The sequence below is a fragment of the Elusimicrobiota bacterium genome (assembly GCA_016721625.1).
In the GTDB taxonomy this organism is placed as follows: Bacteria; Elusimicrobiota; Elusimicrobia; order FEN-1173; family FEN-1173; genus JADKHR01.
Map to the genome: position 1 here is coordinate 1,590,008 of JADKHR010000001.1, position 25,919 is coordinate 1,615,926.

Consider the following 25,919-nt stretch of genomic DNA (forward strand, 5'->3'; position numbering starts at 1 on the left):
ATACACCCGCGCACGGATATCAATGTATCAGAGTTACTCCGAATTTCGCCTTAAGGAATTGTAAATTTTCTGTAAACGCTTTCGCCCGAAATGAAGAGGCCCGGCCAGGGGGAAATCCAATGGCCCTCAGATATTTCGCGTTTTCGCGGCCCCTTATTCGGACCGCCACTCCCAGGCGCTTCGGTGTTCTCCGTGGGCTTGGACGTAATCAAGGAACGCCTCGTAAAAACGATGTCTTCCAATGGTGGCGGAGTCGCCCACCACGACCAGGAGGCGCCGCGCCCGCGTCATGGCCACGTTCATCCGGCGGGTGTCGGAGAGGAACCCCACTTCGCCCGTTTCGTTGGAACGGACAAGCGAAAGGAGGATGACTTCCTTTTCGCGGCCCTGAAAACCGTCCACGGTGCCCACCTCCAACCCCCGCGGCACTTGATGGCGGAGGAGCCGCACCTGGGCCGAATAGGGGCTGATGAGGGCGGCCCAATGGGGTTTCACCCCGGCCTCCGCCAGTTCCCTCCAAAGTTTCAATAAAAGGCCGGCTTCGCCTTCGTTCTCGCGGCTGTCCAAAAGCTCGTTCCAGGTTTCCGTGAAGTTCGTCCCCGCCGTGTCCACGAAAATCAGGCGGCCGCCCGTGAGCCCCGTCGGGGCGACGTTCGGAATGTCGAGCAGGGTGTGGTTCCGCACGGACTCGTGGGCGATCAGTTTCCCTCCGTAAAAACGCTCGGAGGAGAAACCCATGATCTGTTCGTTCATCCGGTACTGGACCCGCAGGAGGGTCTGAAGGTTTTCCGGCAGGTCCGGCTGGAGCCGTTCCATGAGCGTGACCTTCAAGCCCCGCTCCGCGGCTTCGGGCGAATGGATCGTGGGCGGCAACTGCAGGGGGTCCCCGGCCATGACGATCTTGTCCGCCAGCAGGATCGGCACCCAAGAGAGGGGCTCCGCCGCCTGGCTGGCCTCGTCCAAGCAGACCAGGTCGAATTTCTCCGAGGCCAACAAATGCCCGATCCCGCCGTGGGTGGCGAGGACCACTTCCGCCTGTTGCACGATCCGTTTCGAAATGGATTTCTCCATGGCGCGGGCCTCTTTCCAGAGAGCCTTGATTTCCCTCTTCAGCGCCTTGTCCTCTTCCGGGGTCAACCGGCCCCGCTCGCGTTGCAGGACCATCCGTTCCCGGTCGTGGTCCATAATGCGGATGACCTTCTGGTCCGGGTGGTCGTCCAGCTGAGCCAAGAGGGTGGCGTGGCGGAGGTTTTCCAAGATGCGGGCGGGATGGCCCAGCCGGACCACGTTTAACCCGGCGTCCAAGAGTTTCTCCAGCATGTTGTCCACGGCGATGTTGGAGGGGGCCGTGGCCAACACCGACTTCCCCTGGAGGACGGCCTGGCGGATGAGCTCGACCAAAACCGTGGTCTTGCCCGTGCCCGGCGGCCCGTGGATCAGGGCCACATCCCGGGCCGCCAGGGACGACCGCACGGCGTCCCGCTGGAATTCGTTCAACCGCTCGTTAAAAAAAACCAGCTCGGGGAGGGGGTCCGCCTGGGGCGGTTCATGGCCCAAGAGGATTTTCCGCAGTTCCCCCAACCGCCCGCCCTGGCGGCTGGCGATGTCCAGGGCGCGGCGCATGCGCTTGTAGGTCGCGTCCGACCCCAGGAGGTCGATGCGGCACTTTCCGACGGGCTCCTCCCCCAACTCCTGGTTGAGGGCCACCGTGACGCGGTATTCCTCCACGTCGTAGAGAGTCCCTTCCCGCGAAAACTCCCCGTTGACGAAGGTGACCCGGACCAGGTCGCCGGAATCCATGGCGTGGAACGGCGAAATGGTTTCGCCCTGGGGAGAACGCGACAGGATGAGGAGGGGCAGGCCGCCGACGCCCACGTCCCGCCGTTCGATGACGAGGCGGGTGACGGTCTTGCCCAACTGTTCCCGCATCTCCACGGGCCAGCGGTCCAGGGCGCGTTTGTTTTCCTCTTTTTCGGCTTCCCGCTCGATCTCGAGCAGGTCCAGGAGGGTATGAAAATGGTTTTCGGGGTCCAGCACGACGGGGATTCTAGCAGTTTGACGTCGGGGAATGGAGCCGGCGATTACGATCGGTGGGGCGGCTTGGAGCGGGGAGAGCGGGCGACGGATTCTTCGAGAACGAAATCCAGCTGTCGTTTTTCGGTGTTGGCGGCGGCCAGACGAACGCGGACGGGTTGGCCGAAACGGTAGATGTGGCCGGTGCGGCGGCCGCGGAGTTGGGCGCGGAGCTCATCGTATTGATAGTAGTCGTCCCCCAGCTCCGCCATGGGGACCAGGCCTTCCACGAAAACGGCGGTGGGTTGGACGAACATGCCGAAACTGGTGACCCCCGTGACGATGGCGTCGAAGGTTTCCCCCACCCGACGGGTCATGAGCTGGGCGCGCTTCAGATCCAAAAATTCCCGCTCTGCCTCCACCGCCACGCGTTCCCGGGTGGAGGCGTCCAGGGTCAGGTCCGGCAGGCGCCCTTTCCATTCCGCTTGGCGGCTGGGCGTCAGGAGGCCGTTCTCTTTTTCCTTGGCCAGGCGGTGGACCAGGAGGTCGGGATAACGCCGGATGGGCGAGGTGAAATGGGTGTAGGCCGTGGAGGCCAGACCGAAATGGCCGGCGTTTTTGGGGGAATAAACCGCCTGTTTCAGGCTCCGCAGGATCATCATGTGGACCATGGGCTCCACGGGTTTTCCGCGGACGCCGGCCATGACCTTCTGGAGGGAGGCGGGTTTGCCGTCGTGGAGACCCGCGGGGATCGCCACGCCCACGGCGCGCAGGGTTTTCTCCAGCGCCTCCATCTTGGCCGGGTCGGGCTTTTCGTGAACGCGGTACAGGAAAGGCACGGCGGCCATGCCCCGGGCCACGGTCTCATTGGCCAGGAGCATGAACTCTTCGATCAACTTGTGGCTTTCCCCCCGCTCGCGCCGACGGGCGTCCAGGGGCCAGCCCTGGTCGTCCACGACAATATAGGGTTCGGGGAAATCGAAATCCAAGGAACCGCGCCCGAAGCGTTTCTCCCGCAGGAGGCGGGCCAGGGCGCCCATGCGGGAAACGGCCGCTTGAACGGGGGGGGAAACGTCGATGGCGGTCTCGCCTTTCAGAAGGCTCTCCACCTCTTCGTAGGTGAACCGGCGGACGCTCCGGATGGCGCTTTCAAAAATTTGATGGCTCGTGACGTCGCCCGCCTGGTTCAGTTCCATGAGGCAGGTGAGGGTGAGTCGCGGCACGTGGGGCCGGAGCGAACAGAGATTGTCGGAAAGGGGAAAGGGAAGCATGGGGACCACGGCCCCCGAAAGATAAACGCTGGTGCTCCGGCGGCGGGCCTCCTCGTCCAAGGCGCTTCCCTCCCGCACGTAATGGGATACGTCCGCGATGTGAACGCCCAGCCGCCAACCGCCCCCGGCCAGCTCTTCCAGGGATACCGCGTCGTCGAAATCTTTCGCGTCGGCGCCGTCGATGGTGAAGACGGGGATGTCGAAAAAGGTTTTCCGCCCCTGCCAAGCGGAGGCGGGGACATCGTCGCCGAAAGAGGCCGCCTCCCGTTCCACCTCGGCGGGAAAGGCCTCGGCGATGCCGTATTTGCGGAGGAGGAACTTCAGGTCCACGGCCGGATCGTTCCGCCGGCCCAAAATCTCGGTGAGGACGCCGGCCGCGGATTCTTTGGGGGTGGGCCAGCGGGTCACGCGCAGAACGCAGAGGTCCCCCGCGGCGGGAGTCAACCCGCCCAGGTCCAGGATCGACACGGGATCTCCCGCGCCTTCCGGAGCCAAGGCGGGGCGCGCCCCGGCCACGAACGAACCCACCAACGTCGTTCGCGCCCGGGAAACCACGGAAAGGATTTCCCCCTCCGGCCGGTCGCCCGAACGAAGGACGCGGGCGGAAACCCGATCCCCGTTCATGGCGAGCTTAAGCGTGGGCCCCGTGACAAAAAGGTCGGGTTTTCCCGTGGTTCCCGACAAAACGAAACCGAAACGTCCCTTCAGCTGAAGAACGCCCTCCAGAACGGAAGAGGCCCCCGAAGCGGCGGGAGGCGGCGGAGGGCCCCGTCGAATGGGGCCGGCGGGAGCTGGAACGGGCTTCCTTTTTTCGTGGGTCCGGTGGGGATGTGAATCACGCCGGGACGGCGTGGAGGGGGGGCCCTTGGGGCCCTGGGGCCGCGATCCTTGGGGACCGGACGGGGCCCCGTGGGGTGGATGCCCCCCGGAACGACGGTTTTTTCCATGCGAATTTCGAGCCATGGGGTCAGTCTACCATTTTACCCCGGAGTTACCTAAAAGAACCGGGGCGAGGGCCTTTTGGGCGGCGGGAGGAAAGGGCAGGGACTGGGCGGCGGCCCGGCCGGCGGGAGACATCTTTTTCCAGGTTTTCCCCAGGATCTCGCCCATTTTTTCCTCCGTCGTCTTGACTAAAAGGTTTGGGAAGAGGGTTTCCAGGAAGACCAGGCACAGCGCGTCTTCCAGAACCACTCCTTCGGGATCCCCGGCCCGGTGGGCGGCCTTGGTGATCAACGCGGCCACGCGAGAAATCTCCTCCGGCCCGTAACCCGCCCGCTCCATCGCTTCCCCCGTCCGACGGGCGTGGAACGCCTTCAGATCTTCCCGCCAACGCAGGTACCCGGCCCGACCCTCGGGATAGGCGGTTCGCGGCGAGGTCCAACGTTCGATGTGTTGGCCGCGGGCGGCGATCCGCAGAAGGTCCGAAGCGTCGGGTTTCAATCGCAGGACCCAGGCCGTCAAACGGTCCGCATGGTCGATTTCCATCGGCTGACCCTCAGGGGTCAGGCGCGGGTCGGCCCTGTTGGCGGCATCCAGGGCGGCGAGGGCGACGGGGAAACGCGGATCGCTCAAGAAAATTTGATGCCCCGGATGGTGACTCGGCCCCGCCCCCCCTGATCGCCGCGCCTTTTGGATACGGCGAAGGAAATCCGGCGAACGTGCCGCCAATCCAACAAAGGATCGCCACCATAGAGGTACAGGAGATCGGCCAGCGGAAGGTCGACCACGGTCCAGCCGGTTTTTCCCGTGCGTTGGGGCCAATCGACGCCGACGTTGGTCCCATCCAAATCCACGACCTTGAACTCCAGCGTGTTGTTGGATCCGTCTCCCATAAAGAGGAATTGCACTCGGGAAAAGCTTCTAAAATCTTCCTTGACCTCCAGGAAACACTGAGCCCATTCCCCCCTGGAAAGATCGTAATTCAACCGGATCGCCCGCTCCCCCACCGCCTCCGAGGAGGCGGCGTTGAGCTTCGCCCCTCGGTCCACCAAAATTTTCAAAGGCCCCCCGTCCTGCGGGATCTGGAAGGCTCGGCCTTTGGGTTCCGGCGCCCGGAGGACCGGCGGCCGCTCCCGTTTTGGCTCGGGGGCAGGGTCGGGCGATGCAGGAAGAGGAAAAGGAGAGTCGGCGGGCGGCGGTTCAGGAACGACGGGCGCGGTCTCCGGAACCGAGGGCCGGAATATCAAAGAAGGTTCCTCCTGCGGGAGCGCGACCACGGAGGTCTTCTCGCCACCCGCCGGGGCCGGGACAATCCTTTGGCGGAGGTAAAGCCCGACGAACACGAAGGCCGTGACCCCGGCCGAGAACATCATCAGCGTCAAGAGGAACCACGCCAGGTCGGTCTTTCGTCGAAAAGACAAGAGGGCGCGCTTCCTGTGGGCGTTCAGTTTTTTCTGCGGGGAAAGGTCGCTGGGCGGCAAGTTCATAGGGTTCCTCTCGTCATTCCTTTAAGCGGCCTGGGCCGAAACGGGACCGGATTCCGATAGACGGCGTCGCATCCCCTCCGCCTCCTCGCCACGGTCCTGGGTCTCATACGAAATCATCAAATTCGTGAGCGCTGCCCGGACCATCGGGTGGCGCGGATGGTAGGAACGCTCCGCGGCCCGGAGCAAATGAGTTAAAAGCCGATCCGCTTCCTCGTAACAGGCCCGTTCAAAATAAAGAGCGGCCAACCCGCTTTGGGTGCGGAAGAGGTCCGGCGATTCCGGGCCGTAGGTCCGCTCGTAAATTTCCCAAGCCCGAAGAAATCCAGCCTCCGCCCGCTCGAAGCGATGGATCGCGGCGTGGGCCTCCGCCAGCGGCCCGAGCGTTTCCGCCACCTGGGGGTGGCCGGGCCCCAGGAGGTTTTCACGAATGGCCAACGCTCTTTCCAAGGCTTTGAGCGCTCGCCTCGGACGCCCCTCCGCCAAATAGAGGACCCCCAGATGAAGAAGGTCGAAGGCCGCACTGAGACCCCACGCCCCTTCGGTCCGCTCATGGACACCCAACGCCCGCTGATAGAGAGATTCTGCCTCAATGGCGCGTCCTTGGGCCTTTTCCAAATGACCGAGGCGCACCCAAACGGTGGCGGTTTCCGCATGGCGTTCGCCCAGGGACCGTCGAAAAATATCCAGCGCTTTCTCGAAATGGGCCCGCGCGGCCGCCGGGCGGCCGCCGGCCGTCTCCAGGTCCCCCTGAGCCAAGAGAACCCGGCCCATGGACGCGTTGTCTTCCCCGAACACGATGCGCGTGATCTTGCGCGCGCGCTTCATGTGAATGTCCGCCTCTTCGGCGCGCCCGCGCCGGGCGATGATCCGGGCCAACGACTCCAAATCCTGGGCCACCTGCACGCTGTTTTGGACCGCGTCCCGCTCGTGAATCTTGAGCGCCAACAGCAAAACCGCTTCCGCTTCGGCGAAGCGACCCATGGTTTCGTAGTCCCGGGAAAGGCCTGCCATGGGATGAGCGAGACACTGGTGTTCCGGCCCGTAAATTTTTTCTTTGGCGGCGAGAAACTGCAACCGAAGGGGTTCGGCCTCCAAGAGCCGGCCTTGCTGGACATAGAAATCGGCCAACGCTTCCAGAGCGTCCATCCGCCGATGGTTGAAACGGCCCAACCGCTCGGCCGTTTGCACGGCCGCTTTCAATTGATCTTCAATTTTCTCGGATGCGGCGGGCGAAGGCATAGATGAGTCCCAGGCTCCTATTTTACTATAGCGGCGGCCAAGAGGGGAACTTTCCCACAACCCAAACGTTCCCTAAAGCGGAGGAAAAACCATGACCACCCCCCGCGACCTGTTTCCAGATTGGATTTCGGACGAGACGTACCCGCCGCCCCCAACAGACATGGAGGCCATGGACGCCTATTCCCGGGCGGTGGGCGGCGCCGTGGACCGCGTGGGGCCGGCTGTGGTTCAAGTGGAGGTGACGCGGTCCGCGGGGCCTAACGCGTGGCCGGGAGGGACCCTGCGAGGGGCGGGGTCCGGACTGCTCTTTACGCCGGACGGGTTTCTGGTGACCAACAGCCACGTGGTGCGGGAAGCCCAGCGAACCGATGTGACGCTGGCCGACGGGCAGAAATTCGAGGCGGAGATTGTCGGCGACGACCCGCACACGGACCTCGCCGTCCTCCGCATTCACGGCACGAAACTCCCCGCCGCGCGTTTTGGAAATTCCAACCGCCTCCGGCCCGGTCAGCTGGTCGTGGCCATCGGCAACCCCCTGGGGTTTCAGGCGACGGTCACCGCCGGAGTGGTGAGCGCCTTGGGGCGGTCCCTGCGGAGCCAAACCGGACGGCTGATCGAGAACGTTATTCAAACGGACGCGGCGCTCAATCCTGGAAATTCGGGAGGCCCGCTCGTCACCGCCTCGGCCGAGGTGGTGGGCATCAACACCGCCATCATCCGCCAGGCCCAGGGCATCTGCTTCGCCATCCCCTCCGACACGGTTCAGTGGGTGGCCGCGAGGCTCCTTCAATTCGGGAGGGTGGCGCGCGCCTTCCTGGGCGTCCAGGCCCAGGACCGGGCCGTGCCCCTTCCCCTGGCGCGGCTCCATCGCCTCGCGGAACCCCGGGGCGTGGGCGTGCTGGGCGTCGAACCCTTCAGCCCCGCCAACCTCGCCGGACTTCGCCGCGGCGACATTCTGGTGGGCTGGAACGAAAGCCCCCTGACCACCACGAACAGCCTCCTCCGTCTGTTGACCGAAGAGGCCATCGGCCGGGAACACACCCTGTCCGTGCTCCGGGGAACCGATCGGATCAGGATCCCCATCTCCCCTTCCCCCGAAACCGTTCGGGAATCCCGCTAACGGGAGAGGTGCGGCGGAAGAGAATGGAGACGTGCCCCTATGGGGAGCGGAAACGAAAATTCAACGGGGAAGTTAACCGATTACGGACGAACGTCCGCGCCGGGGCGGGGGACCATGGTGATGGCGTCCCAGGGACAAATCTTGAGACAGAGAGTGCACCCCGTGCAAACGTCGGGCTGGACGTCACAGACGACCAACCCCGTCGGAAGGGTGATGTCTTGGGACACCTTGACGATGCAGGTGTCGTGGGGGGCGACCGCGATGCAGGCTTCGCAACCGGTACAACGGTCGGCCGAAATGTACGCGATGGTGCGGGACTTGCGGGTGGGGGTGGCCATGGGGAGAGAGTGTACCCCCTCCAACGGCCGCCTGTCAATTTTTTCGTGACGGTTCGTCGACCGCTCTCAAGCTCCGGGAAAGCGCCGGGCGGACCCCGCCTCCCCGGCATTTGACAGAGCCCCCGATCTCAGGGTAGAATGCGTTATTATGCCTAAGCGAACCTTTCAACCTCACAAACGTCGGCGCAAGAAAACCATCGGTTTTCGCGCGCGGATGGCTACGCCCGGCGGACAGCGCGTTCTCAAACGGCGCCGTCAAAAGGGCCGTTGGAAATTGAACCCATAGTCGATCCCCGACTCATCCCGCACGTGCCTTCCTGAGCCGACGATCTCGTTTTTCTTTTGAAAAACCGGATTTTGGCCGGGGGTTCGTCGGAACAGCGGCAGGAGGATCGGATGACGGATTCCCCAGCGGCCGTGGGTAATTTTTCATTTCAGCGCCACGAACGGCTGACGGGCCCGGATTTTAAACGGGCCCAACGGCAAGGACGGCGACGGGTGGGAAAACTCCTGACGCTCTGGGCCTTCCGCCGCCCGGGCGCGCCGGCGCGAGCCGCCCGGCTGGGGATCGTCGTGGGGCGCCGCCACGGCGGGGCCGTTCAGCGAAACCTGTTCAAACGCCGGACGAGGGAAGCCTTTCGAAACAACAAACCTTGGCCCCGGGGTTGGGATTTGGTGGTGGCGCCCAAAACACCCGGGCCTTTCCCCCCCGCCTTCGCTCCCCTGCGGGACGACCTGCTGGAAACCACCCGGAAATTGGGGGTTTTTAAAGAACATGTTTGATCGTGGTTTGAGTGTGATGCTCTCTTTTCTGGTTCGACTGTACCAGGCCGCCGGGTTTTTCTGGAAACCCCGGTGCCGGTACTGGCCCACCTGCTCGGAATATTCCCGGGAAGCCCTGGAACGGCACGGCGCCCGGCGCGGCGTTCTTCTAACCGCCCGACGTCTCGCCCGTTGCCGCCCTTGGGGCGGCCACGGCTATGACCCGGTACCTCAACTACAAAAGGCCCTCTCATGAAGAAAAATTATGTTTTGGCGTTCGCTCTTTCTTTCGCGGTATTGATGTCCTGGCAATACATGATGGGCCGCCACAAGCCCCCCGCGGGGGAGCCGGACGCGCCCGCCTCCATGGGCGCCCCGTCCCCGGAAAAAATCGACCGCGTGGTTTCCCCGTCGGCCGGAGCGAAGGCCCCGGACATCCGCCGGGAAAACGCGGTGGTCTTTGAGATCGGCGACAACCGCGTCACGGTGAACCGCTGGGGCGGCGCCGTGGCCCAATGGGAGATCAAAGAAGCCAAAGAAGACGCCCAATGGCTGACCCTGTCCCCGGTTAAGGAATTTGCGGTCCAACCCTTGGCCACCTTTCCCGACCTTCCCTTCGAAGTCCGCCGCGAGGGGGATCGACTGCTTTTAACCGCCAAACGGGACGACGGGCTCTTGATTGAAAAATCGATCCTCGTGTCCCCCCACAGCCATCTGCACCAGGTGTCGGTGACTTTGACCAACCGGGGCAAGGCCCCCCTTTCTCCGACTTACGAGATCGGTTGGGGGCCGGGCGTTGAAGCGGGCGATGAGAAGGGAAAAGACGGTCGGGAGGCCAAAGGGTTTCAACGAGCTCTTGCCTTCGAGGCCCCCAAGCTCGTTCACCTGAAACCCGGGACTACGACGAGACCCTATCGTTGGTGGGGCGTGGACGGCCACTACTTCCTTGCGGCCTTCATCACCCCGACGGGTCGAGAAACCGCCGACGTCAAATTGCATGTCGAAAAAGAAGAACATTACTTTTCCGTCCACCGAGTCGTTTCCGCTCAAATGGAACCCGGCGCCACCCAGGAAGAAACCGCCGCCTTCTACCTGGGCCCCAAGGGATACCAAAACCTCAAGAGCCTGGGGTTCGGATTGGAACGGTCCGTCGACTTCGGGTATTTCGCCCCCTTCGGGAAAGTGATCCACCGGGCCCTCTTCACCTTCCACAAGGTCACGCGGAATTACGGCTGGGCCATCATCGTCCTGACGGTCATCATTCAAATCCTGGTCCTCCCCCTCACCATCAAAAGTTTCCAGCACGGCCAAAAAATGAAGTTGATTCAACCCCAGATGAAACGGCTTCAAGAACTCTATAAGAACGACGCCCGTCGGTTAAACAGCGAGATGTTGGCGCTCTATCAACGGCACGGCATGCGGTTCATGGGGATGGAGGGATGCGTGCCCATGTTGATCCAATTGCCGGTCTTCTGGGCGCTCTTCTCCACTCTCCGGAACACCTACGAGCTCCGCCACGCCCCCTGGTTCGGCTGGGTGAAGGACCTCTCGGCCCACGATCCGTTTTACGTCCTGCCGGTCCTGATGGGCGCCGGCATGTTCTTCCAGCAGAAAATGTCCATGAGTTCCGTGGACCCCTCCCAGAGGCAGATCATGTACATGATGCCGATCGTCTTCACCTTCATCTTCCTCAAAATGCCGGCGGGCCTCGTGATTTACTGGCTGACCAACAGTCTCGTGACCATCGGGGTTCAGTTGATCCTCATGCGGCGGGCCGCCGCCACCGCGGCCGCGCGATGAAAGATTGGACGGGAGAGGGAAAAACCGCCGAAGCCGCGGTGGCCCGGGGCCTGAAAAAACTGGGGCTCACGGCGGAACAGGTCGACGTTAAAGTTTTGGGCGAACGGGCCAGCGGGCTCCTAAGCCTGTTCGGGTTCAAGCGGGTGAAAGTGCGGTTGGTCGAAAAAGTCCGTCGGTCCGATCGGGCCGATCGGGCGGAGATCCCCGAGCGGGAGTTCCGCCGCACGGGTCCACGGGGCCGGCGGGACGAACGAACGCGAGAAGACAAACCGCCGCGCTCCGATGAAAATGGTCGCCGAGGCCGGTCTCCCGAACCCCGTCCGGAGAAGCGGGCGCCCCAACGGCCGGAGGGACGACGCCACGAGCCACGTCCGCCGGTTCGAGAGGAACGCCCGGAACGCGGGAGGAATCCGTCGCGGGACCGCCGGGGGGAACGCCCGGGCCCCCAAAGCGGACCGAACCCCGCCTCTCGGCCTCCTGAAAGGATTCCTGAACCCCCGACGGAAAAGAACCGCGACCGATCGGCGCCCCCTCCGGAGGCTTCGACCCGGGGATCGTTTCACCCGTCCATCCCGCCGGAATCTCTTCTCGCCCAGTGGCGGGATCTGTTGGGCTGGGAAGACCTGGCGTGGGAGTTTCACCCCGCGGAAAACCGGCGGCTTCCGGTGGATTTGAAAACCTCCCGCGGCCAAACCCTGGCCGGGAGCGGGGGAAAGGTATTGGAAGCGTTTGAATATTTGTTCAACCTGGTTTCCTCGGGCGGGGACCGGGAGAAACCCTGGGTGTCTTTCCGCGTGGCGGGCTTTCCATCGGCGGATGAATCCCGTCTGGTGGACCAAGCGCTTTTCGCCGCCTTTCAGGTCCGGCGCACGGGCAAGATGTTCCGCATGGACCCCATGCCTCCGGCCCACCGCCGCGCCGTCCATCAAACGCTGGCTAACCATCCCGACGTCGAAACTTTTTCGGAAGGGGAGGGGCCGCTCCGCCTCGTCGTCGTTAAACCCAAAGAGAAAAAAGAATAGGCGGCCCGGGCGCCCTGACTTGAACCTGGACGACACCATCGTGGCCATCGCCACGCCGTTGGGCGCCGGGGGTCTGGGCGTGGTGCGGCTCTCCGGATCGGCGTCCCTTCGCTTGGCCCAGGGTCTGTTTCGCGGCGCGACACCGCTGGACCAGGCCCCCTCCCACACCCTGCACCACGGCCTCCTGCGGTACGGCGAAGAAATTTTGGACGAGGCGGTGGCCGGCATTTTCCGCGCTCCCCGATCCTACACGGGGGAAGATGTGGTGGAATTTTCCTGCCACGGCGGGACCCACATCCTCCACCGCGTCCTTGAGAGTTGTCTTCGCGAGGGGGCTCGGCTGGCGGACCCCGGCGAATTCACGCGCCGCGCGTATCTGAACGGCAAAATGGACCTGGCCCAATCGGAAGCGGTGGCCGATTTGATCGCCGCCCACACCGACGCCCAACGCCGCCTCGCCCTGGAAACCCTTCGGGGAGGTCTTTCCCACCGACTCCGGCCCACGCGGGAAAAATGTTTGGGCCTTCTGGCCCACCTGGAAGCCAACCTGGATTTTGTGGAAGATGAAGTTCCAGGACTTTCCCGAAAGGACCTGGGGACCTCCCTGGAGTCCCTGGAGACGGAAATGGCCGCTCTCATGGGACCGCCTGGGCAAGGACGGCTCTGGCGGGAGGGGATCCGGGTCGCCATCGTCGGCCGACCGAATACCGGAAAATCCTCCCTCTTTAACGCCCTCCTGGACCGGAACCGGGCCATCGTCGCCGACGCGCCGGGAACCACGCGGGACACGCTGGAGGAGTCTTTGGTGTGGAACGGACTGCCTGTGACTTTGGTGGACACGGCGGGCCTGCGGGACACCGACGACGCCGTGGAACGGGAAGGCGCCGAACGGGCCCGCCAATCGTTGGAAGGCGCGGACCTGGCGCTTCTCGTGGTGGAGGCGGGTTCGGACCCTCGCCCGGAGGACCGGACCGCGGCACGGGAAGCGGGGGCGCGCCCCACCGTTCTCGTGCTGAACAAATCGGATCTGGCCGCTCCGGCCACGGCCCCCCAGCGGGAGATCCGCTGGAAAACGGAACTGGGGTTGTTCAAATCGCCCGCCGTGCACGTCTCCGCTCGAACGGGCGAAGGACTCCAGGGACTCCGCCGGGAAGCGCTCGGGCTGGCCGGGAACGGGGAAGAACCGAAAGAGCCGGGGATGGTTTTAAACGCCCGGCAGGAACAACGACTGCGCGAGGTCTTGGAAGCCCTCACGCGGGCCCGCGCGGCCTGCGGCGACGCGCCGGAAGAAACACTGGCCATGGAATTGCGACTCGCCCTGACGGGCCTCGACGCCGTTACGGGCCAGGGCGCACCGGAGGAGGTCTTGGATGCGATTTTTTCGCGCTTCTGCGTGGGCAAGTAGTCTCACCGCGTGGGTTCTAATAGGGGCGGGCCTGGCGCCGGGCCACGCCGGGGGCACCCCCGAGTTCCGCGTGGATCCCTCCACCGTCACAGCGGGCCGCACCCTGGCCGTTCTATGCCGCACGGGTAAACCCTTGAAGGAGGGGCGGGTCCTCGTGGGGGCCGCCGAAGCCCATTTTTATAAGACCGGCTGGAAACGCTGGAGGGCCTTGGTGGGAATCCCCGCCACCGAACCGGCGGGACCCCACACCGCGATCCTCACCGGCACGCTCGGATCCGAGGAATTTCGCTCGGAAATCGATTTCTTCGTGGCGGAGGGATCCTACCCCGTGAGCCTGATCCAGCTGGCTCCCGCCAAAGACGCCCTTTTCACGAACGGGTCCGTGGACCGGGATGCGGAACGGCTGGCGTCTTTTTTCAGCGAACCCGGATCGCCGAAAAAACTCTGGGACGGCGCGTTCCTTTGGCCCTCCACCGGCGTCGTCTCCTCGGTGTTCGGCGCCCGGCGCAGTTACGGCGGCCGCCCGGCCACGGGGTCCCATTCAGGGGTGGACCTGGCCAACGCCGCCGGGACGCCCGTCCTGTGCCCCGCCCGCGGCCGCGTGGTATTGGCCGAATGGCTGGAGAGTTTCGGGAACGTGGTCATGCTGGACCACGGGCAGGGCGTTTACTCCTATTACCTCCACATGCAATCCTCCGCCGTCAGCGTGGGCCAAACCGTCAACCGCGACCGGTGTCTCGGACGGATGGGCCAGGAAGGGATCGCCACAGGCCCCCACGTCCACTGGTCGGTGGCCGTGGCCGGGGTGCGCGTCGATCCCATGGAATGGGTGGAAAGGTCCGTCCCATGACCCCCGCGCACCAGCACGCGGAAACCGGGCGGGCCCGATTTCCACTCCTGTTCGCGGCGGGCGTGACCGCCGTCATTTTCGGCTTGGAACTCTGGGGGGGGCTCCACAGCCGATCCCTGGCGCTCCTCTCCGACGCCGGGCACATGCTGATGGATCTCACGGGGATCCTGCTCACGCTGTTCGCCGTCCAGTTGTCGTCCAGGCCGGTGTCTCACCGTCGAACCTTCGGTCTCCACCGCCTGGAAGTGTTGGCGGCTTTTGGAAACGGGATTTTAATCTCCATGGTGGCGGTTGGAATTCTGTGGGAATCGGCGCGCCGAATGGGATCTCCGGAAATGCCGCGGCTGGGGACCATGATGGGAGTCGGAACGGCGGGGCTCGCGGCCAACCTTTGGGTCGCCTGGACCTTGCGCCGGTTCGCCGGAGGGGACATCAACCTGCGGGGGGCTTTTCTCCACGCGGCTTCCGACGCGCTCGCGAGCGTGGGCGTCATCGCGGGGGGGGCGGCCATGGCGCTCACGGGTTGGCCCCTCATCGATCCGCTGGTCGGGGTCGGCATCGCCGTCATCATTTTGTGGAACGCTTTGCGCCTTCTAAAAGAGGCCCTGAACCTTCTCTTGGAGGGGGTCCCCCGCACCCTTCGGCTGGACCACGTGCTCGCGGCCCTCACCGCGACACCGGGAGTGGTGCGCGTGACCGACGCCCATCTCTGGGGCCTCTGCTCTCACCTGGTCTCCTTGTCCGCCCACATCCTCCTCGCCCCCGACCGCTGGGCGGACCAGCGCGCCGTTCTCCATCAGCTCGGAGAAATGTTGCGTTCCCGTTTCGGGATCCACCACGTCACGCTCCAGCTGGAGTCGTCGGCCTGGCGGGAGTCTCCCCCGAAGGAATGATCGCCGCTCCGCGGAAAAGATTTATTTTTGGTTGTGGAGACGGGTCTGCTGAACCAGATGGCGCACGGAGAGTTGTCCCGGGGCCAAGGGTTTTCGGACGAAACCGTAGGTCATCGCCGAACCGGATGAAAAGCCTTGCTCGCGTGCCGTTCGGCCCAGGGGACCCAGGGGAATAAACACCCGTCGCCGGAAAGAAGCTTCCTCGCAAAAAGACATAAATCTTTCCACATCCTTTTGCCGAAGGGGGCGCGCCGCCACCTTCAAAATGTCGCCGCCCAACCGGCGGGCCTTCCGAACGAAACCCGACAGAACGGCGTTGGTGGGCGTGCGTTTAAAGTCGTGGGTCGAGAGAACCACGAAGCGTCCCCGTTTGTGGGCTTCGAAGACGACGTGGCGGTTGATCTCGTCGGCGGCCAGCTCCACGTCCACTCCGTCCACTTCCGCCAGCGCCGCCCGGAAAAGGTTCAGCCGGTCCACCTCGCGGAACTTGACGGAAAGGCCTCCCCCCTCTTCTCCCATGCGAAGCGTCAGCAGGATGGGCCGACGGGTTTCCCGGCGAAGAGATCGCAGGGTTCGTTGGAGCTGTTCGGGTTTAAGTTGTTGTTTGGGGAAGAGATCCGCCCGCACTTCGAGGACGTCCGCACCCTCTTTGAGCGCCCGGCGCCCGTCGGCGGCCAGATGGGAAGCGTCCGGTAAAGACGCCACGATGAGGGCCCGGCGGCCCAGACCGGAGGGAAGTTTCGCTCGTCCCATTCTTTTAGAAGGAAAAACGGAAACCGTAGCGGAGAGAGTCGCCCAGGGCTCCGTAAGGCGCCCAGGACACATCGAGGCCCCAGCGGGAAAAACCGAGCCCCGCCCCGAGCGTCAGGCCCGTTCCGCCCGCGGTGCCGGCGGCGGAATCGTATCCCCACGGAGAGAGCTCCGGTGCCGTCTTTGAAAAGACGGGGAGCGTATTCACACCCCAGGCCGAAACTCGCGTCCTGGTCTCGAACCGAACGGGCGTCCAGCGCGAGAGCTAGACGATCTTTTAGAAAACGGGCGGCGGCGCCGACCGACGCAGTCATGGGCAAAGGGTCTCCTTCCTCATTGAACGTGATGTCGCCCCCTATGTTACGAAGGCTGGCCCCCAGGGTCAAGAAGGAAAATGGCGTTTTCCATTGGGCGCCCAGGGAAGCGGCGGGGGCCGCCGCGGAAGATCCGTCCAAGGTTCGGCGAATATACTGGGCGGAGAGGCCCAGGGCCCAATGGGTTCCCACGGTCCGGCCGTACCCCAGTGAATAGGCCGCGTCCCGCGAATCGAAGGTCCCATCCGCCGCGTCGGTGTCCGTCAACCGTTTCGGAATATCCGGAACCGAGAGGGTGACGGCGCCCACCGCCAGGGTGCCCCACCGCGTGGGAATGGCGCCGGCCAGAAAATCGTGATCCGCGTTCTGGAGCCATTGGGTGTGGGTGGCGGCCAGTTCCCCGCGCTGAACGCGGGCCAAACCGGCGGGGTTCCACATCAGAGACGAAGCGTCATCCGCGAGGGCCGTATACGCCCCCCCCAAGGCCGCCGCCCGCGCCCCGGCGGCGATCTGGAGGAAGGGGGCCCCGTTCGTTCCGGCTTTGCCTCCGGCGAAGAGCGAGGAAGGACCGAAAAGGGCGAACCCGGCGACCAACGTCGCCCAAAGGTTTCCCCCCGGACTCCGACATTCTCGCTTCATTTGACCACCACCATTTTAAAGAACCGCTCGTCGCCGCCATTGACCGTCAAGCGGCCCAGATAAACCCCCGAAGCCACCTTCTTCCCGTTTCCGTTCCGGCCGTCCCACTCGATGTAGGAGTAAGTCCCTCCGGCGGCGGTTTCGGTCATCTCCCGAACGAGAGCTCCGGCCACATCAAAGATTTCAATGGTCAGCGTCCCGGACTTCCCCGCCGGAAGGGCCACTTTGATCAGCGTTCCATCGGTGGTGCGGTCCGTGGTGCTCCCCCCGTTCACCAGAGAAACCAGTTTCGAGTCCAGGTTGAACGGATTGGGCACGTTGTGGACCAAAATGTCGCTTCCCGCGAAGGCCCCCCCTTGCACGATGGACGCTTGGCTCGGCAGAACCACGAACGTGGACAAATGGCTGACGCCCACCGTGATGGTTTTGTTCACGTCGTCGATGGTTCGACCGCTTTTTTCCAGGAGGAACACGTTGTTCTGGGGGTCAAAGTAGTAGACGTTGATCTTGGAAGGATCGGTCACATCGTCCGCGTATTTCAACGTCAGTTGGGCTTCCTTTTTGAGCGCCCGGCGGACCCCGGCCGGAAGGAAAACGTCGTAGAAGGCGCTGAAAGGATTCACATCGGCGGCCGCCGACACCGCGGCGAAGAGCCCCCCCGCGGGAAAGGCGGCGGGGCCCAGGCGCCGCGCGGCCGAGGAAAGCGCGGGACCCCGCGCGATTCGCGGCGCCGTGTGGGGAAGCGTTTCTCCGTCCGCCGTTTCGGCGCTTAAAATTCCGACCTCAATGGTGGAGGAAGAAGCCACGTCGAAGGCCCCGGAGGGAAAACTCGCGCCCGTGGCCACGCCTTCCAACGTGCAGTCGCCGCCCGTGACGTTCGGAATGCCCACGGACCGGCGCAACCCGATGCCCGTGTAGAACGTGAAGGTTTGGGTAAATCGGTAATCCGCTCCCGTCGGGTCGTCCGGGTCCACGGTGTCGGTGTAGAAGGCCAGATCGAGCCCGAAGGAACTGGCCGCGGGGTTCGCGTCAAAGGTGACGGTCAGGGAATCCCTCGACGCGCTCAGGCTTCGCGCCGTGATGGCCCCGCTGGTTCCTGACGATTCCATCACGATCTGCTCCAATTGATTGTCCGCCGCCGCGGTGTTGCGGAGCGGTTGGCTGGAGAAGAACCGGAGGGTGTACGTGTTTCCCGAACGGGTTTGGTTGACGAACACCTTGGGGGGCGCCGGCCGAAAGATCAGGGGCACGACCTTCGTTTCGGTGGAGCTCTCAAAGGTCACGTTGGAGGCCGCTTCCACGATGTCGCTGGTTTTGGAGAGGATCAGGATCGAATAGGGTTTTCCCACCGAAAATCCACTTAGCTCGTAACCGGTGACGAGGCCCGTGTCGCTGTCCGCATCGACGCGGCCGAAAACAAAATCTTTGAAATCGTCGTCCACCCCGACCACCGCATCCACGTCGGCCCGGCTGGGCGAACTTCCGTCGGGCTTGACGATCGTTCCCGACACGGAGGCCCCTTTCCCTAAGACGATCGTGCCCGCGTTGGCGGTGGCTCCGTTCGACAGAACCGCTCCCCGGATCGCGGTGGCGTAGCCCAGGGCGATGGCTCGGATCGTGTAGCCGCCCGGCCGGAGACCGTCGATGCGGAAAGTCCCGTCGGCGGCGGAACGCTCTTCAATTTCCCCCAGAGGGTCGTCCCCCAAAGGAGCGCCGTCGCGGTGGAGCACCAGGTCGGCCCCGCGCACTCCCGCCTGGTTCTGGAGGTCGCCAAAGACAGGGATCAGGGGGCCGCCGTCATTGGGGACCACGCGGCCCACCAAACTCGCGTTGGCCTCCTCTAAGGAAAAGGAGATTCCCGTCGTCTTCAGGGGGTCGTTGACGTTCAACATCCGCACCCGTTCTTCCCCGTAGCGCTTTCCCGACAATTGGGAAAAGGTTTCCCCCTGTTGGAATCGAGGCGACGCCACCACGTCGTAGAATTTCTGCGAACGATCGATCCCGTCGATTTGGAAAATCCCGTTGCCGTCGGTGAATGTTTCCACCATAAACTTGGTGCGGTCGGAATGGTTCGACACCGAAGGCAGGGCCTGGACGCGAATGTTTGGAAGCGCCTGGCCGGCCTTATTCCGAACCGTGCCCGAAAGGGCTCCCCCCTGGTTTAAATCGATGGTTCCCAGGTCCAAAACCTCGCCCGACTGCACGCGAACCCCCGACAGGACCGTCGGTGCATACGTCCGCCGGCCCTGGGCGCGGGCCTCTTCGCCCAGAGACTCATGTCCTCTCAAGAAAACGTTGTAGGAGGTGTCAGGAATCAGGCGCGGAATGGAAATCACCCCCGTCTGAGCATCGAAGGCGTACCCCCCGTTGGTCATGTCTCGTTCGGCCTGGGCCCACCCCCCGGGGACCCAGGGCACGGCCTCCGCGGCGATTTCAAAGGAATCGGATAGGAACTGTCGCGCGTTCTCAGCCGTCAGCAACGTTCCCGTATCCGCGTCCCGGAGGAGGGCGATAATCGTGCCTCCGGCGACCAAAGTCACGTTTTGGGTCACGTCCGCGTTGGCGATCCGGACCGACGTGGAGGCCGCGGCGTATTTCGGCGGCCGGGCATCGTCGACCACCTCCAGGATGTAATCGCCGGAGGCCAGGTGGGAGAAGCGGTAGTCCGCCGTTCCCGTGCCGGAGGTGTTGGTTTCGGTTTGCCAGAGCGACAAATTGTCGGCCCTCCGGAGCCGCAAAACGAGGTGCCGGGATTCCTGGGACGCGTCCCCCGCGGGCCGCTGGATGACTCCGGAAAGGGTGGCCCCGTTCGTCACGGTCAGAGGGATCCCGGCCACGTTAGAGGTTCCGATGAACACCACCTGGCCGGAACTGGCCAGCTCCGGCAGGCCGGGGGTTCGGCACCCGCCGCAGTTCGCGGGCGGAGTCGGCGGATTCGCGTCCTCTGTCAGGCGGAGGAAATATCCACCGGGGGTCAACCCCGTGACCAGAAAGCTCCCGGAACTGACGTGGGGAAAGATGGGCACTTGCCTCAAGGGGGTCAAGCGTTCGTCGAAATAGTTGGGAAGCGGATAGGCGTAGACGGCCAATTCGGGGCGAACCCCAGCCGCGTCCAGACCGGAAACCGAGCTCACCGTGACGTTCCAGGTGGAACCCAAAACGACGTTGCCTTGGACGTCCACCGATCCGCCGATGGCGAAGGTGGGAACCGTCATGTCCACGGTGACGGAAGAGACGGAACCGTTGGTCACGGCCACGGGAACCGTCCGGATCAATCCTCTTCCGGGTTTCGTGTTGGTGACGGTCAACCGATAGAGGCCGGTGCCCAATCCGGAAATGGACGCGTTGGCGGTGGGGGAACCGGAAAAAACTCCGGACCGTTGGATGGGATCCGGCCCTTCCTTGTTGAGTTGATAGGTGATCCACGCCCCCAAATCCCCCGCGGGAATATTGGCGACCACATCCAACCGTCCGGTCAATGCCTTCAGAAGAAGGTCTTTGCGGCCAACCCCGCCCGTCACCGTGACTTGTTGGGACCCCGCCGGCCACATTTGAAATCCCGGGAGGAAGACGTTCAGGTCGTAGGTTTCGTTTTTGAGCCCGGTGATCTGAAAGGAGGCGGAGGTCGATGTCAGGGACGTGGGCACGCACTGTTGCCAATAGGCGTTGGTGAAACTGGTCCGGGAAAAGGCATTGATGAACAGAGAGAATTGGTTGGCCGGACATCCGCCCCCGCCGCCGATGCCCAGAGCGGAGGAGTTTCCGGTCACGGTGATGGTGCCGGTGGCGATACCGCCTGTTCCGAAGACGGGGAAATCGAGGTTGAACAGATCGCCCGCGCCCACCGTGACCGTCTGGGTGCTGGTGGCAAACCCTCGGACGGAGGCCCGGAGAATGTACGTCCCGGCGTCCATTCCAAACAAATGAAACGTTCCGGTGCTGAGTCCGTTCGGTACGCCGGCGCCCCCCCAGGCCACCGGTCGCGTCGGGGCGGTGGACAACGCCGCGTCCACGGAAACCCATTCCCCGTTGTACGGGGTGTTCAGAGCCGCCGGGAAAACCACCAGGCCGGACAGGTTGGCTTTCCGCACGAGCGACGTGGAGATATCCACGGAACTTCCGGCGGGCGGGGCCGTCAACGTCCCCAAATTCACATGCCCGTATTCCGGCAGATCCACCTCGATCGTGTAATCCAGGTTCGGCAGAACGCTCAAAACGGTGAAAGTGCTGAAGAGCGGGTCGGCGATGGGGAACCCGTTATCGGTGAGTATGGAACCGGGGCCCAGGTGGAGGTTCCCGTTGGCGCTATGCGTGGCGGTGCTGGCGCGGACGGAGGCCCGCCCGTAAATATCGCGGGACGGTCCGGAGCTGACGCTCACTGAACAGTGAAACTCGGCGCCCGGATCCACGTCCAACACGCCCAAGTCCAGAGTGGCGGTGTTGGTCTGGGTGGAGAGCGACAATTGGGCGAACCCCGGCCTCGAAAGTTGTACCGCATAGGTTTGGTTCGGGGCCAAACCGCTGACAAAAAAGGATCCATCCGCCGCGGACAATCCGTAACCGCCGCCCCGTTGTCCGAAGACGTTCACCGTCACGTTGGCCAATGGACTCAAGGTGTTGCTGTTGCGCACGAAACCCTTTAAAGATGCGGCCTGAACCGTCACGGTGACGGTGGACGAGACAAGCCCCAACCCCTCGGTTTGGAACCGCGCATAGTAGAGGCCGTTGGGCACGGTACGGCCTTCCCAACCGTCTCCGGACCAGTAGACATCGTTTTGGCCCTGCCCATAAAATCGCCGCACGACGCCCGGGCCGAAGGAGGTTTCCGAAGAGATCACCGCTTCCCAAAACGTCACTCCGGCGGGGGGGTCGACGGAAAGGACGGCGGTGTCGTCCGCCCCGTCCCGGTCGGGTGAAATCGTGACAGCCGTGGCCGTGGCGGTGGAGGGTTGGGACGTGGTCCGCGCGTTCAACGACGAGAAGCCGGCTCCCTCGCCCAGCACGTCGAAACTATAATAAGCGTATCGGTCCAAACCAAAGGCGGGAAAATTAACGGCGTGGGCCTGGAGCGTGACCGTGCCGGTGGAGCGGTGCAAGAATTGAAACGGAGGCGACAGGGATTGCCCCACCCACCAGAAGGCCCGCCAGGGGCGAGCCGGTGTCGTCCAGCGGCGTGAACGGACCCGTGGACCCGTAGGCCGAAAAAACGACGGACACCGACGCCGCCGATTGGGTCAGGGAGTCATTGAAGTCGCGTATTGAAATTTGGAGCGGGGCCGAGGCCGACCCCGAGGAAATGACTTGACGCCAACTGTTGCCAGGGCCCACAATCCGAATGTGGTCGGGAGAACCGCTCACCGCCCCGGGTTGGATCAATAGATTCGCGGGCTGGGAGACCCCGGCGGTGATGGCGAAGGGGCCTTGATAGGCCTTGTCTTCAAAAGGATCCGGATTGTAGCTCCCGTTCTCCCCGTCCCATTGGGTGTCCACAAAGGCCTCGGCCAGGTAATCGACGCCGGGGAGCAAACCGCCCAAACTGTAGGCCCCGCCGGGTCCCGTGGACAAGGCCACGCGTTGCATCTTGTCCGGGTCAAAAGGCACGGGAGTGGCCTGAAGCACCAACCGTCGTCCGGGCTGATTGCTGGAATTGGTGAGGGTGCCACTGATCTCCCCCCGTTCGAACAAAGAGAAAGAAACGGAAGGAAAAACAGCGCTCGCGGTGGAAGCCGTGACTTTGGCCGAAAGGGCGCTGTAGGGGAAAGGTCCATATCCGCCCATGGGTTCGGTGTGGTTCGGAACGTTGTCTAAATTAGCGTCCCGGAAGGAATACAAATAGTAATCCGTTGAGCCGCCAAAGAAGGGCAGTCCCGTGAAACTGTAAGGACCAACGGAAACGAGCGACACCGACGCGCTGGCGATGAACACCGCTGGGTCCAGAGCGTGTAGCGGATCCTTGACGGGCGCCGTGGTGACGACCACGGCCACAAAACTGGGCACGGTCCCGCCTCCGGACTGGGTGAGCGTTCCCGAAATATCCACCGCCCCGAGGCGGGGAACGAGGCCGGCGAGGAACAACGCGGGCAAGATCCGTCGGAATGGGTTAGAAGTCATAGGAGAACCCCACCAAATAGTTGGCCATGCGATAGTTATAGGTGTAGACCTTTTCGTAATCGGTATTGGCGTCGCCCCACCCCAGGGAGGTTTGGAACCGGAAACGAAGGTGTTTGGACAGGACCCGGGTGACCCCCAACTGAGTCGTCAAGGTGGAGACCTTGAGCTTCGCCGCCAAATAGTCGCCGTTGGCGTCCTGGGCCGGGCGCTCGCCGTAACTTCGCTCATCGTACATCCCAACCAAGGAGACCCACCAGGCGCCGCCGTCTAAAACAGCCGTCACGCTGGGCGCCAGGCGCCATTGGGTGTAATCGTAATAGTCCGCCACGAAAACCGCTTTTCGCGCGTCGTAATGGTTCTGGTTGGACGATTGGACGTTGTAACCCAATCCCAGTTCCCCCAGAAAACGGATGTCCGCCGGACCCCGGAAAGGCCGCGAAAGGGAGGCCATGAGTGAAACCACGGTGTCTTTCCGGTCCGTGGCCGTCAAATCCCCGGACGGGGCCACCACCGGCTGGTCGTCGTATCCTCGCTGGTCGTAAAAAGCGTTCAAATCAACACTCCCCCGGGCGGGCAAGGGCGACCAATAGCCCAGGGTCATCATATGGTTGCGGTTGTCCAAGACTTTTTCCCCCACCAGCTCCCGCGACAAGGTGGGATCCTGGGCCGACTCCAGCGAGCGATAATTGGGGAACGCCAATTGATAATAATCATAGGCCAATCGAGCGCCGGCCCTCTGGGAAAACGAGCGTTCCACCTCGAGACCCGCGCTCCCCTTACGATAGTCGAACAATCCCTCTCCCCAATCTTCATCCTTGGTTTCCCGCAACCATTCCATACGGCCCCCCACCGAGGGCTTTATTTTCCAGGATCCCACGGTGTGAACGCTCTTCACCAAAAGGTTTTGCGACGTGGAGTCTTGGAACAGGGTCCCCCCGCCCGCCAGCTCCTGAATGTCGCGGTTCCCTTGGTAGGTCCCCTGGTAGGTGGGGAAGAGGCTCCAGCGGTCTGAAAACTTAACCACGGGCGTCACCGAAACGTTCACGTCCGCCGCCAAATCCGAGGCCGTCCCCTCCAAAAAATGTTGGCCCCCCATAAAACCAAAGGTCCCTATTGTCGTCACCTCGGCGGCCCGCGCCGCCGTTCCCATCACGATGAAAAGGAGACCCCAGGGTTTCATGGGATGAGCCCGGACCGGATGAGGATTTTGGGGTTCCACCACCAGGTCGATCGTACGGCCGTCGAATTCGCTGGCCGTGAGAATCTGCTGATAATTCCATTTGAGTAGTTCGTTCTTGAACGCCGTGCCGCTGGTGAGCCCCGCGAAAGCGGACAGGGATCCGATCTGGCCGTCATCTGAAATAATGTAGGTGTCGGCGGATTCGAAGGTCCCGTCTCGGTAAAAAAGCGTGACCCGGTTGTGAAGCGCGTCTTCCCCCGACGGCGTTTCATTGATCGCCACGACGGTATCGTTGGTGGGGTCCGAGGGATCCGTGGGAAAGGTAAAGGTCGCGTCTTGGTCCAAAGCCAGGATGGTGGTTACTCCCACGGTGGGAAGGTAGGATTGTTTGGTGAAAGCGGGCTTCCCCTCCCCCAACACCAAATGCGCGTAACTATCAAAAGAGGTTCGGTAATAGATGTCGTTGCTGGCCATGGGACGGAATACGTCATTCGCCCCGTCATAAACCGCCACCTGGCCCCCGCCGGCCTGGAACTGGGCATCCGTCACTGTCACGAACCGATCGCCCACCGGGTCATAGAGCTTGTGTAAAAGTTCACCGTTCGCGGTGGAGACCTCGTCGGCCAGGATGATCCGGGTGTGGGCCAGTGGATCGTCCGGGGCGGTTAAGGTGTATTGAGTTCCATCGAAATCGACTTTGACTAAATGTCCGCCCGTGGCCACGTCTTTGATGGAATCCCGCGTGTTGGACATTCCCATTTCGTAATTTTCAAGGGAGTAGCCGGGACGGTCGTTCAGTTTTCCGCGGACGTCATTTAAAGCCACGGAAGGTCCGTGGGGAGCGTTTGGTTGAATTGCCCCAAATAGTAGAAATAGTCGAACCGGTCGGCCCGTTCGTTCAGCGTCACCAGCTTAAAGGCGCGGTCCGGGTTGACGGTAATCTCGGCGGGGTTGCGGATGATGTATTCCTCCAGCCGCACCCGGTTTCCGTTGACGTCCATGAGGGTTTTTCCCTCCTGGTATTCTGCCGCGCGGATTTCTTCGGCGGCGGCGGCCATGACCATCTCTTTGGACATCCCGAGCCCCACCTCGTGCCGGAGGGCGTCCCGGGCCAGGTCTTCGGACGACGGCGCGGCGGAGCCCCGGGACTCACGGCTCGGCGCTTCGCCCAGGGGCACATCGGTCAGGAAATCCATGCGCTGGCCCGCGCGAACGTCCAAGGCCCGCCCGTCTTGGGAAAGGGCCACGACGCCCCGGTCCACGTCCAAGAACCCAGCCTTGGCCTCCTCATCGAAGCCCATTTCGAAAACCGTCCCTCGAACGGCGGCCGTGGCCAGAGGGGTGCGGATTTCAAATTTGCTTTCGGGTTGGAGTTTCTTGACGAAGGATTTTATGCGGCCCACGGCGAGATTGAAGATTCGGGACGGGGCGGACTCGGCCACCTGGACCCGGCTTTTGGACCCCAAAACCACCCGGGATCCATCATCGATCTTCAACTCCAACCGGGCGTTCTTCCCGGTCCGCACCGTGTCGCCCGGCTTGACCGACGCGCCCTTCTGCAAGGCGCGCCAGCGGTTGGCTTGGGATTTAGAACGGTGGATTTCCGCGTTGCCACGAACGGATTTGACCACGATGGGCTCGGCAAAAACAGTTGAAAGGAGGAGGAACGGACCCGCCAACCCCGCGAAGAGGGCGTTCAGACGATGATTGTTTCGTCGGCGCATGGGTGGATAACCGCGAAATCGGCGGTTGTATTTGAAGTCTAGGGCCGGAACCAGATTCTGTC

At 63.2% G+C, this 25,919-nt stretch carries 21 protein-coding genes; 9 read left to right on the forward strand and 12 right to left on the reverse strand.

Annotated elements, in window-relative coordinates; all coding sequences use genetic code 11:
* Positions 1 to 153 precede the first annotated feature (153 nt).
* The 5 genes from IPP35_06765 to IPP35_06785 are packed head-to-tail and all read right to left on the reverse strand — an operon-like array spanning position 154 to position 6,910.
* Positions 154 to 2,037 (reverse strand): AAA family ATPase, encoded by a 1,884-nt coding sequence (locus IPP35_06765; GenBank protein MBL0058799.1) that lies wholly within the window; start codon positions 2,035 to 2,037, stop codon positions 154 to 156.
* A gap of 44 nt (positions 2,038 to 2,081) precedes the next feature.
* On the reverse strand, positions 2,082 to 4,247 hold the full coding sequence (rnr, locus tag IPP35_06770; GenBank protein MBL0058800.1) for a ribonuclease R: 2,166 nt from the start codon (positions 4,245 to 4,247) through the stop codon (positions 2,082 to 2,084).
* A 9-nt stretch (positions 4,248 to 4,256) separates the two neighbouring features.
* Entirely contained in the window at positions 4,257 to 4,862 is a 606-nt protein-coding gene (locus tag IPP35_06775) for a DUF4202 domain-containing protein (GenBank protein ID MBL0058801.1), read from the reverse strand.
* Positions 4,853 to 5,710 (reverse strand): hypothetical protein, encoded by an 858-nt coding sequence (locus tag IPP35_06780; GenBank protein ID MBL0058802.1) that lies wholly within the window; start codon positions 5,708 to 5,710, stop codon positions 4,853 to 4,855. The genes IPP35_06775 and IPP35_06780 overlap by 10 nt, the downstream gene beginning before the upstream one ends.
* Before the next feature lie 21 nt (positions 5,711 to 5,731).
* The gene (locus tag IPP35_06785) at positions 5,732 to 6,910 is read right to left on the reverse strand and encodes a tetratricopeptide repeat protein (GenBank protein ID MBL0058803.1); all 1,179 of its coding nucleotides are present in this window, start codon (positions 6,908 to 6,910) and stop codon (positions 5,732 to 5,734) included.
* Between the two features lie 130 nt (positions 6,911 to 7,040).
* Between IPP35_06785 and IPP35_06790 the strand changes: the two genes are divergently transcribed.
* Positions 7,041 to 8,069, forward strand: a complete 1,029-nt coding sequence (locus IPP35_06790; GenBank protein MBL0058804.1) for a trypsin-like peptidase domain-containing protein — start codon at positions 7,041 to 7,043, stop codon at positions 8,067 to 8,069.
* 80 nt (positions 8,070 to 8,149) lie between these two features.
* Here IPP35_06790 and IPP35_06795 read toward each other — a convergent pair whose 3' ends face one another.
* On the reverse strand, positions 8,150 to 8,407 hold the full coding sequence (locus IPP35_06795; protein MBL0058805.1) for a 4Fe-4S dicluster domain-containing protein: 258 nt from the start codon (positions 8,405 to 8,407) through the stop codon (positions 8,150 to 8,152).
* A gap of 148 nt (positions 8,408 to 8,555) precedes the next feature.
* Here IPP35_06795 and rpmH point away from each other — a divergent pair, with 148 nt between their 5' ends.
* The 8 genes from rpmH (at position 8,556) to IPP35_06835 (ending at position 15,139) form a co-directional block, all read left to right on the forward strand.
* Positions 8,556 to 8,693 carry a 50S ribosomal protein L34 gene (gene rpmH, locus IPP35_06800; protein MBL0058806.1) on the forward strand — a complete coding sequence of 46 codons (138 nt, stop codon included), beginning with the start codon at positions 8,556 to 8,558 and terminating at the stop codon, positions 8,691 to 8,693.
* A gap of 110 nt (positions 8,694 to 8,803) precedes the next feature.
* Positions 8,804 to 9,190, forward strand: a complete 387-nt coding sequence (gene rnpA, locus IPP35_06805) for a ribonuclease P protein component (GenBank protein ID MBL0058807.1) — start codon at positions 8,804 to 8,806, stop codon at positions 9,188 to 9,190.
* On the forward strand, positions 9,183 to 9,425 hold the full coding sequence (gene yidD / locus IPP35_06810) for a membrane protein insertion efficiency factor YidD (protein ID MBL0058808.1): 243 nt from the start codon (positions 9,183 to 9,185) through the stop codon (positions 9,423 to 9,425). Before rnpA ends, yidD begins: the two co-directional genes overlap by 8 nt.
* Positions 9,422 to 10,969: a membrane protein insertase YidC gene (yidC, locus tag IPP35_06815; protein ID MBL0058809.1), complete on the forward strand. Its 1,548-nt coding sequence runs from the start codon at positions 9,422 to 9,424 to the stop codon at positions 10,967 to 10,969. Before yidD ends, yidC begins: the two co-directional genes overlap by 4 nt.
* The gene (locus IPP35_06820; GenBank protein ID MBL0058810.1) at positions 10,966 to 11,991 is read left to right on the forward strand and encodes a Jag N-terminal domain-containing protein; all 1,026 of its coding nucleotides are present in this window, start codon (positions 10,966 to 10,968) and stop codon (positions 11,989 to 11,991) included. Before yidC ends, IPP35_06820 begins: the two co-directional genes overlap by 4 nt.
* Before the next feature lie 19 nt (positions 11,992 to 12,010).
* Positions 12,011 to 13,396 carry a tRNA uridine-5-carboxymethylaminomethyl(34) synthesis GTPase MnmE gene (gene mnmE, locus IPP35_06825; GenBank protein MBL0058811.1) on the forward strand — a complete coding sequence of 462 codons (1,386 nt, stop codon included), beginning with the start codon at positions 12,011 to 12,013 and terminating at the stop codon, positions 13,394 to 13,396.
* A complete protein-coding gene (locus IPP35_06830) occupies positions 13,362 to 14,246 on the forward strand; it encodes a M23 family metallopeptidase (GenBank protein MBL0058812.1) in 885 nt (294 codons plus the stop codon). The genes mnmE and IPP35_06830 overlap by 35 nt, the downstream gene beginning before the upstream one ends.
* Positions 14,243 to 15,139, forward strand: coding sequence for a cation transporter (locus IPP35_06835; GenBank protein ID MBL0058813.1), 897 nt, complete (start codon positions 14,243 to 14,245; stop codon positions 15,137 to 15,139). The genes IPP35_06830 and IPP35_06835 overlap by 4 nt, the downstream gene beginning before the upstream one ends.
* A 21-nt stretch (positions 15,140 to 15,160) precedes the next feature.
* Here the strand turns inward: IPP35_06835 and IPP35_06840 are convergent, their stop codons facing one another.
* The 6 genes from IPP35_06840 to IPP35_06865 are packed head-to-tail and all read right to left on the reverse strand — an operon-like array spanning position 15,161 to position 25,857.
* Complete coding sequence (locus tag IPP35_06840; GenBank protein MBL0058814.1) at positions 15,161 to 15,766, reverse strand: type I 3-dehydroquinate dehydratase; 606 nt, start codon at positions 15,764 to 15,766, stop codon at positions 15,161 to 15,163.
* A complete protein-coding gene (locus tag IPP35_06845; protein MBL0058815.1) occupies positions 15,667 to 16,842 on the reverse strand; it encodes a PorV/PorQ family protein in 1,176 nt (391 codons plus the stop codon). Before IPP35_06845 ends, IPP35_06840 begins: the two co-directional genes overlap by 100 nt.
* Entirely contained in the window at positions 16,839 to 21,971 is a 5,133-nt protein-coding gene (locus IPP35_06850) for a hypothetical protein (protein MBL0058816.1), read from the reverse strand. Before IPP35_06850 ends, IPP35_06845 begins: the two co-directional genes overlap by 4 nt.
* Complete coding sequence (locus IPP35_06855; protein ID MBL0058817.1) at positions 21,892 to 22,953, reverse strand: hypothetical protein; 1,062 nt, start codon at positions 22,951 to 22,953, stop codon at positions 21,892 to 21,894. The genes IPP35_06850 and IPP35_06855 overlap by 80 nt, the downstream gene beginning before the upstream one ends.
* Positions 22,943 to 24,958 carry a hypothetical protein gene (locus IPP35_06860; protein MBL0058818.1) on the reverse strand — a complete coding sequence of 672 codons (2,016 nt, stop codon included), beginning with the start codon at positions 24,956 to 24,958 and terminating at the stop codon, positions 22,943 to 22,945. Before IPP35_06860 ends, IPP35_06855 begins: the two co-directional genes overlap by 11 nt.
* Entirely contained in the window at positions 24,949 to 25,857 is a 909-nt protein-coding gene (locus tag IPP35_06865; GenBank protein ID MBL0058819.1) for a FecR domain-containing protein, read from the reverse strand. The genes IPP35_06860 and IPP35_06865 overlap by 10 nt, the downstream gene beginning before the upstream one ends.
* Between the last annotated feature and the right edge of the window lie 62 nt (positions 25,858 to 25,919).

Bases quoted from the DNA above. Each gene is read 5' to 3' on its own strand.
- rnr (MBL0058800.1), bottom strand. From the start codon at position 4,247: ATGGCTCGAAATTCGCATGGAAAAAACCGTCGTTCCGGGGGGCATCCA.
- IPP35_06780 (MBL0058802.1), bottom strand. From the start codon at position 5,710: ATGAACTTGCCGCCCAGCGACCTTTCCCCGCAGAAAAAACTGAACGCC.
- IPP35_06790 (MBL0058804.1), top strand. From the start codon at position 7,041: ATGACCACCCCCCGCGACCTGTTTCCAGATTGGATTTCGGACGAGACG.
- IPP35_06795 (MBL0058805.1), bottom strand. From the start codon at position 8,407: ATGGCCACCCCCACCCGCAAGTCCCGCACCATCGCGTACATTTCGGCC.
- rpmH (MBL0058806.1), top strand. From the start codon at position 8,556: ATGCCTAAGCGAACCTTTCAACCTCACAAACGTCGGCGCAAGAAAACC.
- rnpA (MBL0058807.1), top strand. From the start codon at position 8,804: ATGACGGATTCCCCAGCGGCCGTGGGTAATTTTTCATTTCAGCGCCAC.
- yidD (MBL0058808.1), top strand. From the start codon at position 9,183: ATGTTTGATCGTGGTTTGAGTGTGATGCTCTCTTTTCTGGTTCGACTG.
- yidC (MBL0058809.1), top strand. From the start codon at position 9,422: ATGAAGAAAAATTATGTTTTGGCGTTCGCTCTTTCTTTCGCGGTATTG.
- IPP35_06820 (MBL0058810.1), top strand. From the start codon at position 10,966: ATGAAAGATTGGACGGGAGAGGGAAAAACCGCCGAAGCCGCGGTGGCC.
- IPP35_06830 (MBL0058812.1), top strand. From the start codon at position 13,362: ATGCGATTTTTTCGCGCTTCTGCGTGGGCAAGTAGTCTCACCGCGTGG.
- IPP35_06835 (MBL0058813.1), top strand. From the start codon at position 14,243: ATGACCCCCGCGCACCAGCACGCGGAAACCGGGCGGGCCCGATTTCCA.
- IPP35_06845 (MBL0058815.1), bottom strand. From the start codon at position 16,842: ATGAAGCGAGAATGTCGGAGTCCGGGGGGAAACCTTTGGGCGACGTTG.
- IPP35_06855 (MBL0058817.1), bottom strand. From the start codon at position 22,953: ATGACTTCTAACCCATTCCGACGGATCTTGCCCGCGTTGTTCCTCGCC.
- IPP35_06865 (MBL0058819.1), bottom strand. From the start codon at position 25,857: ATGCGCCGACGAAACAATCATCGTCTGAACGCCCTCTTCGCGGGGTTG.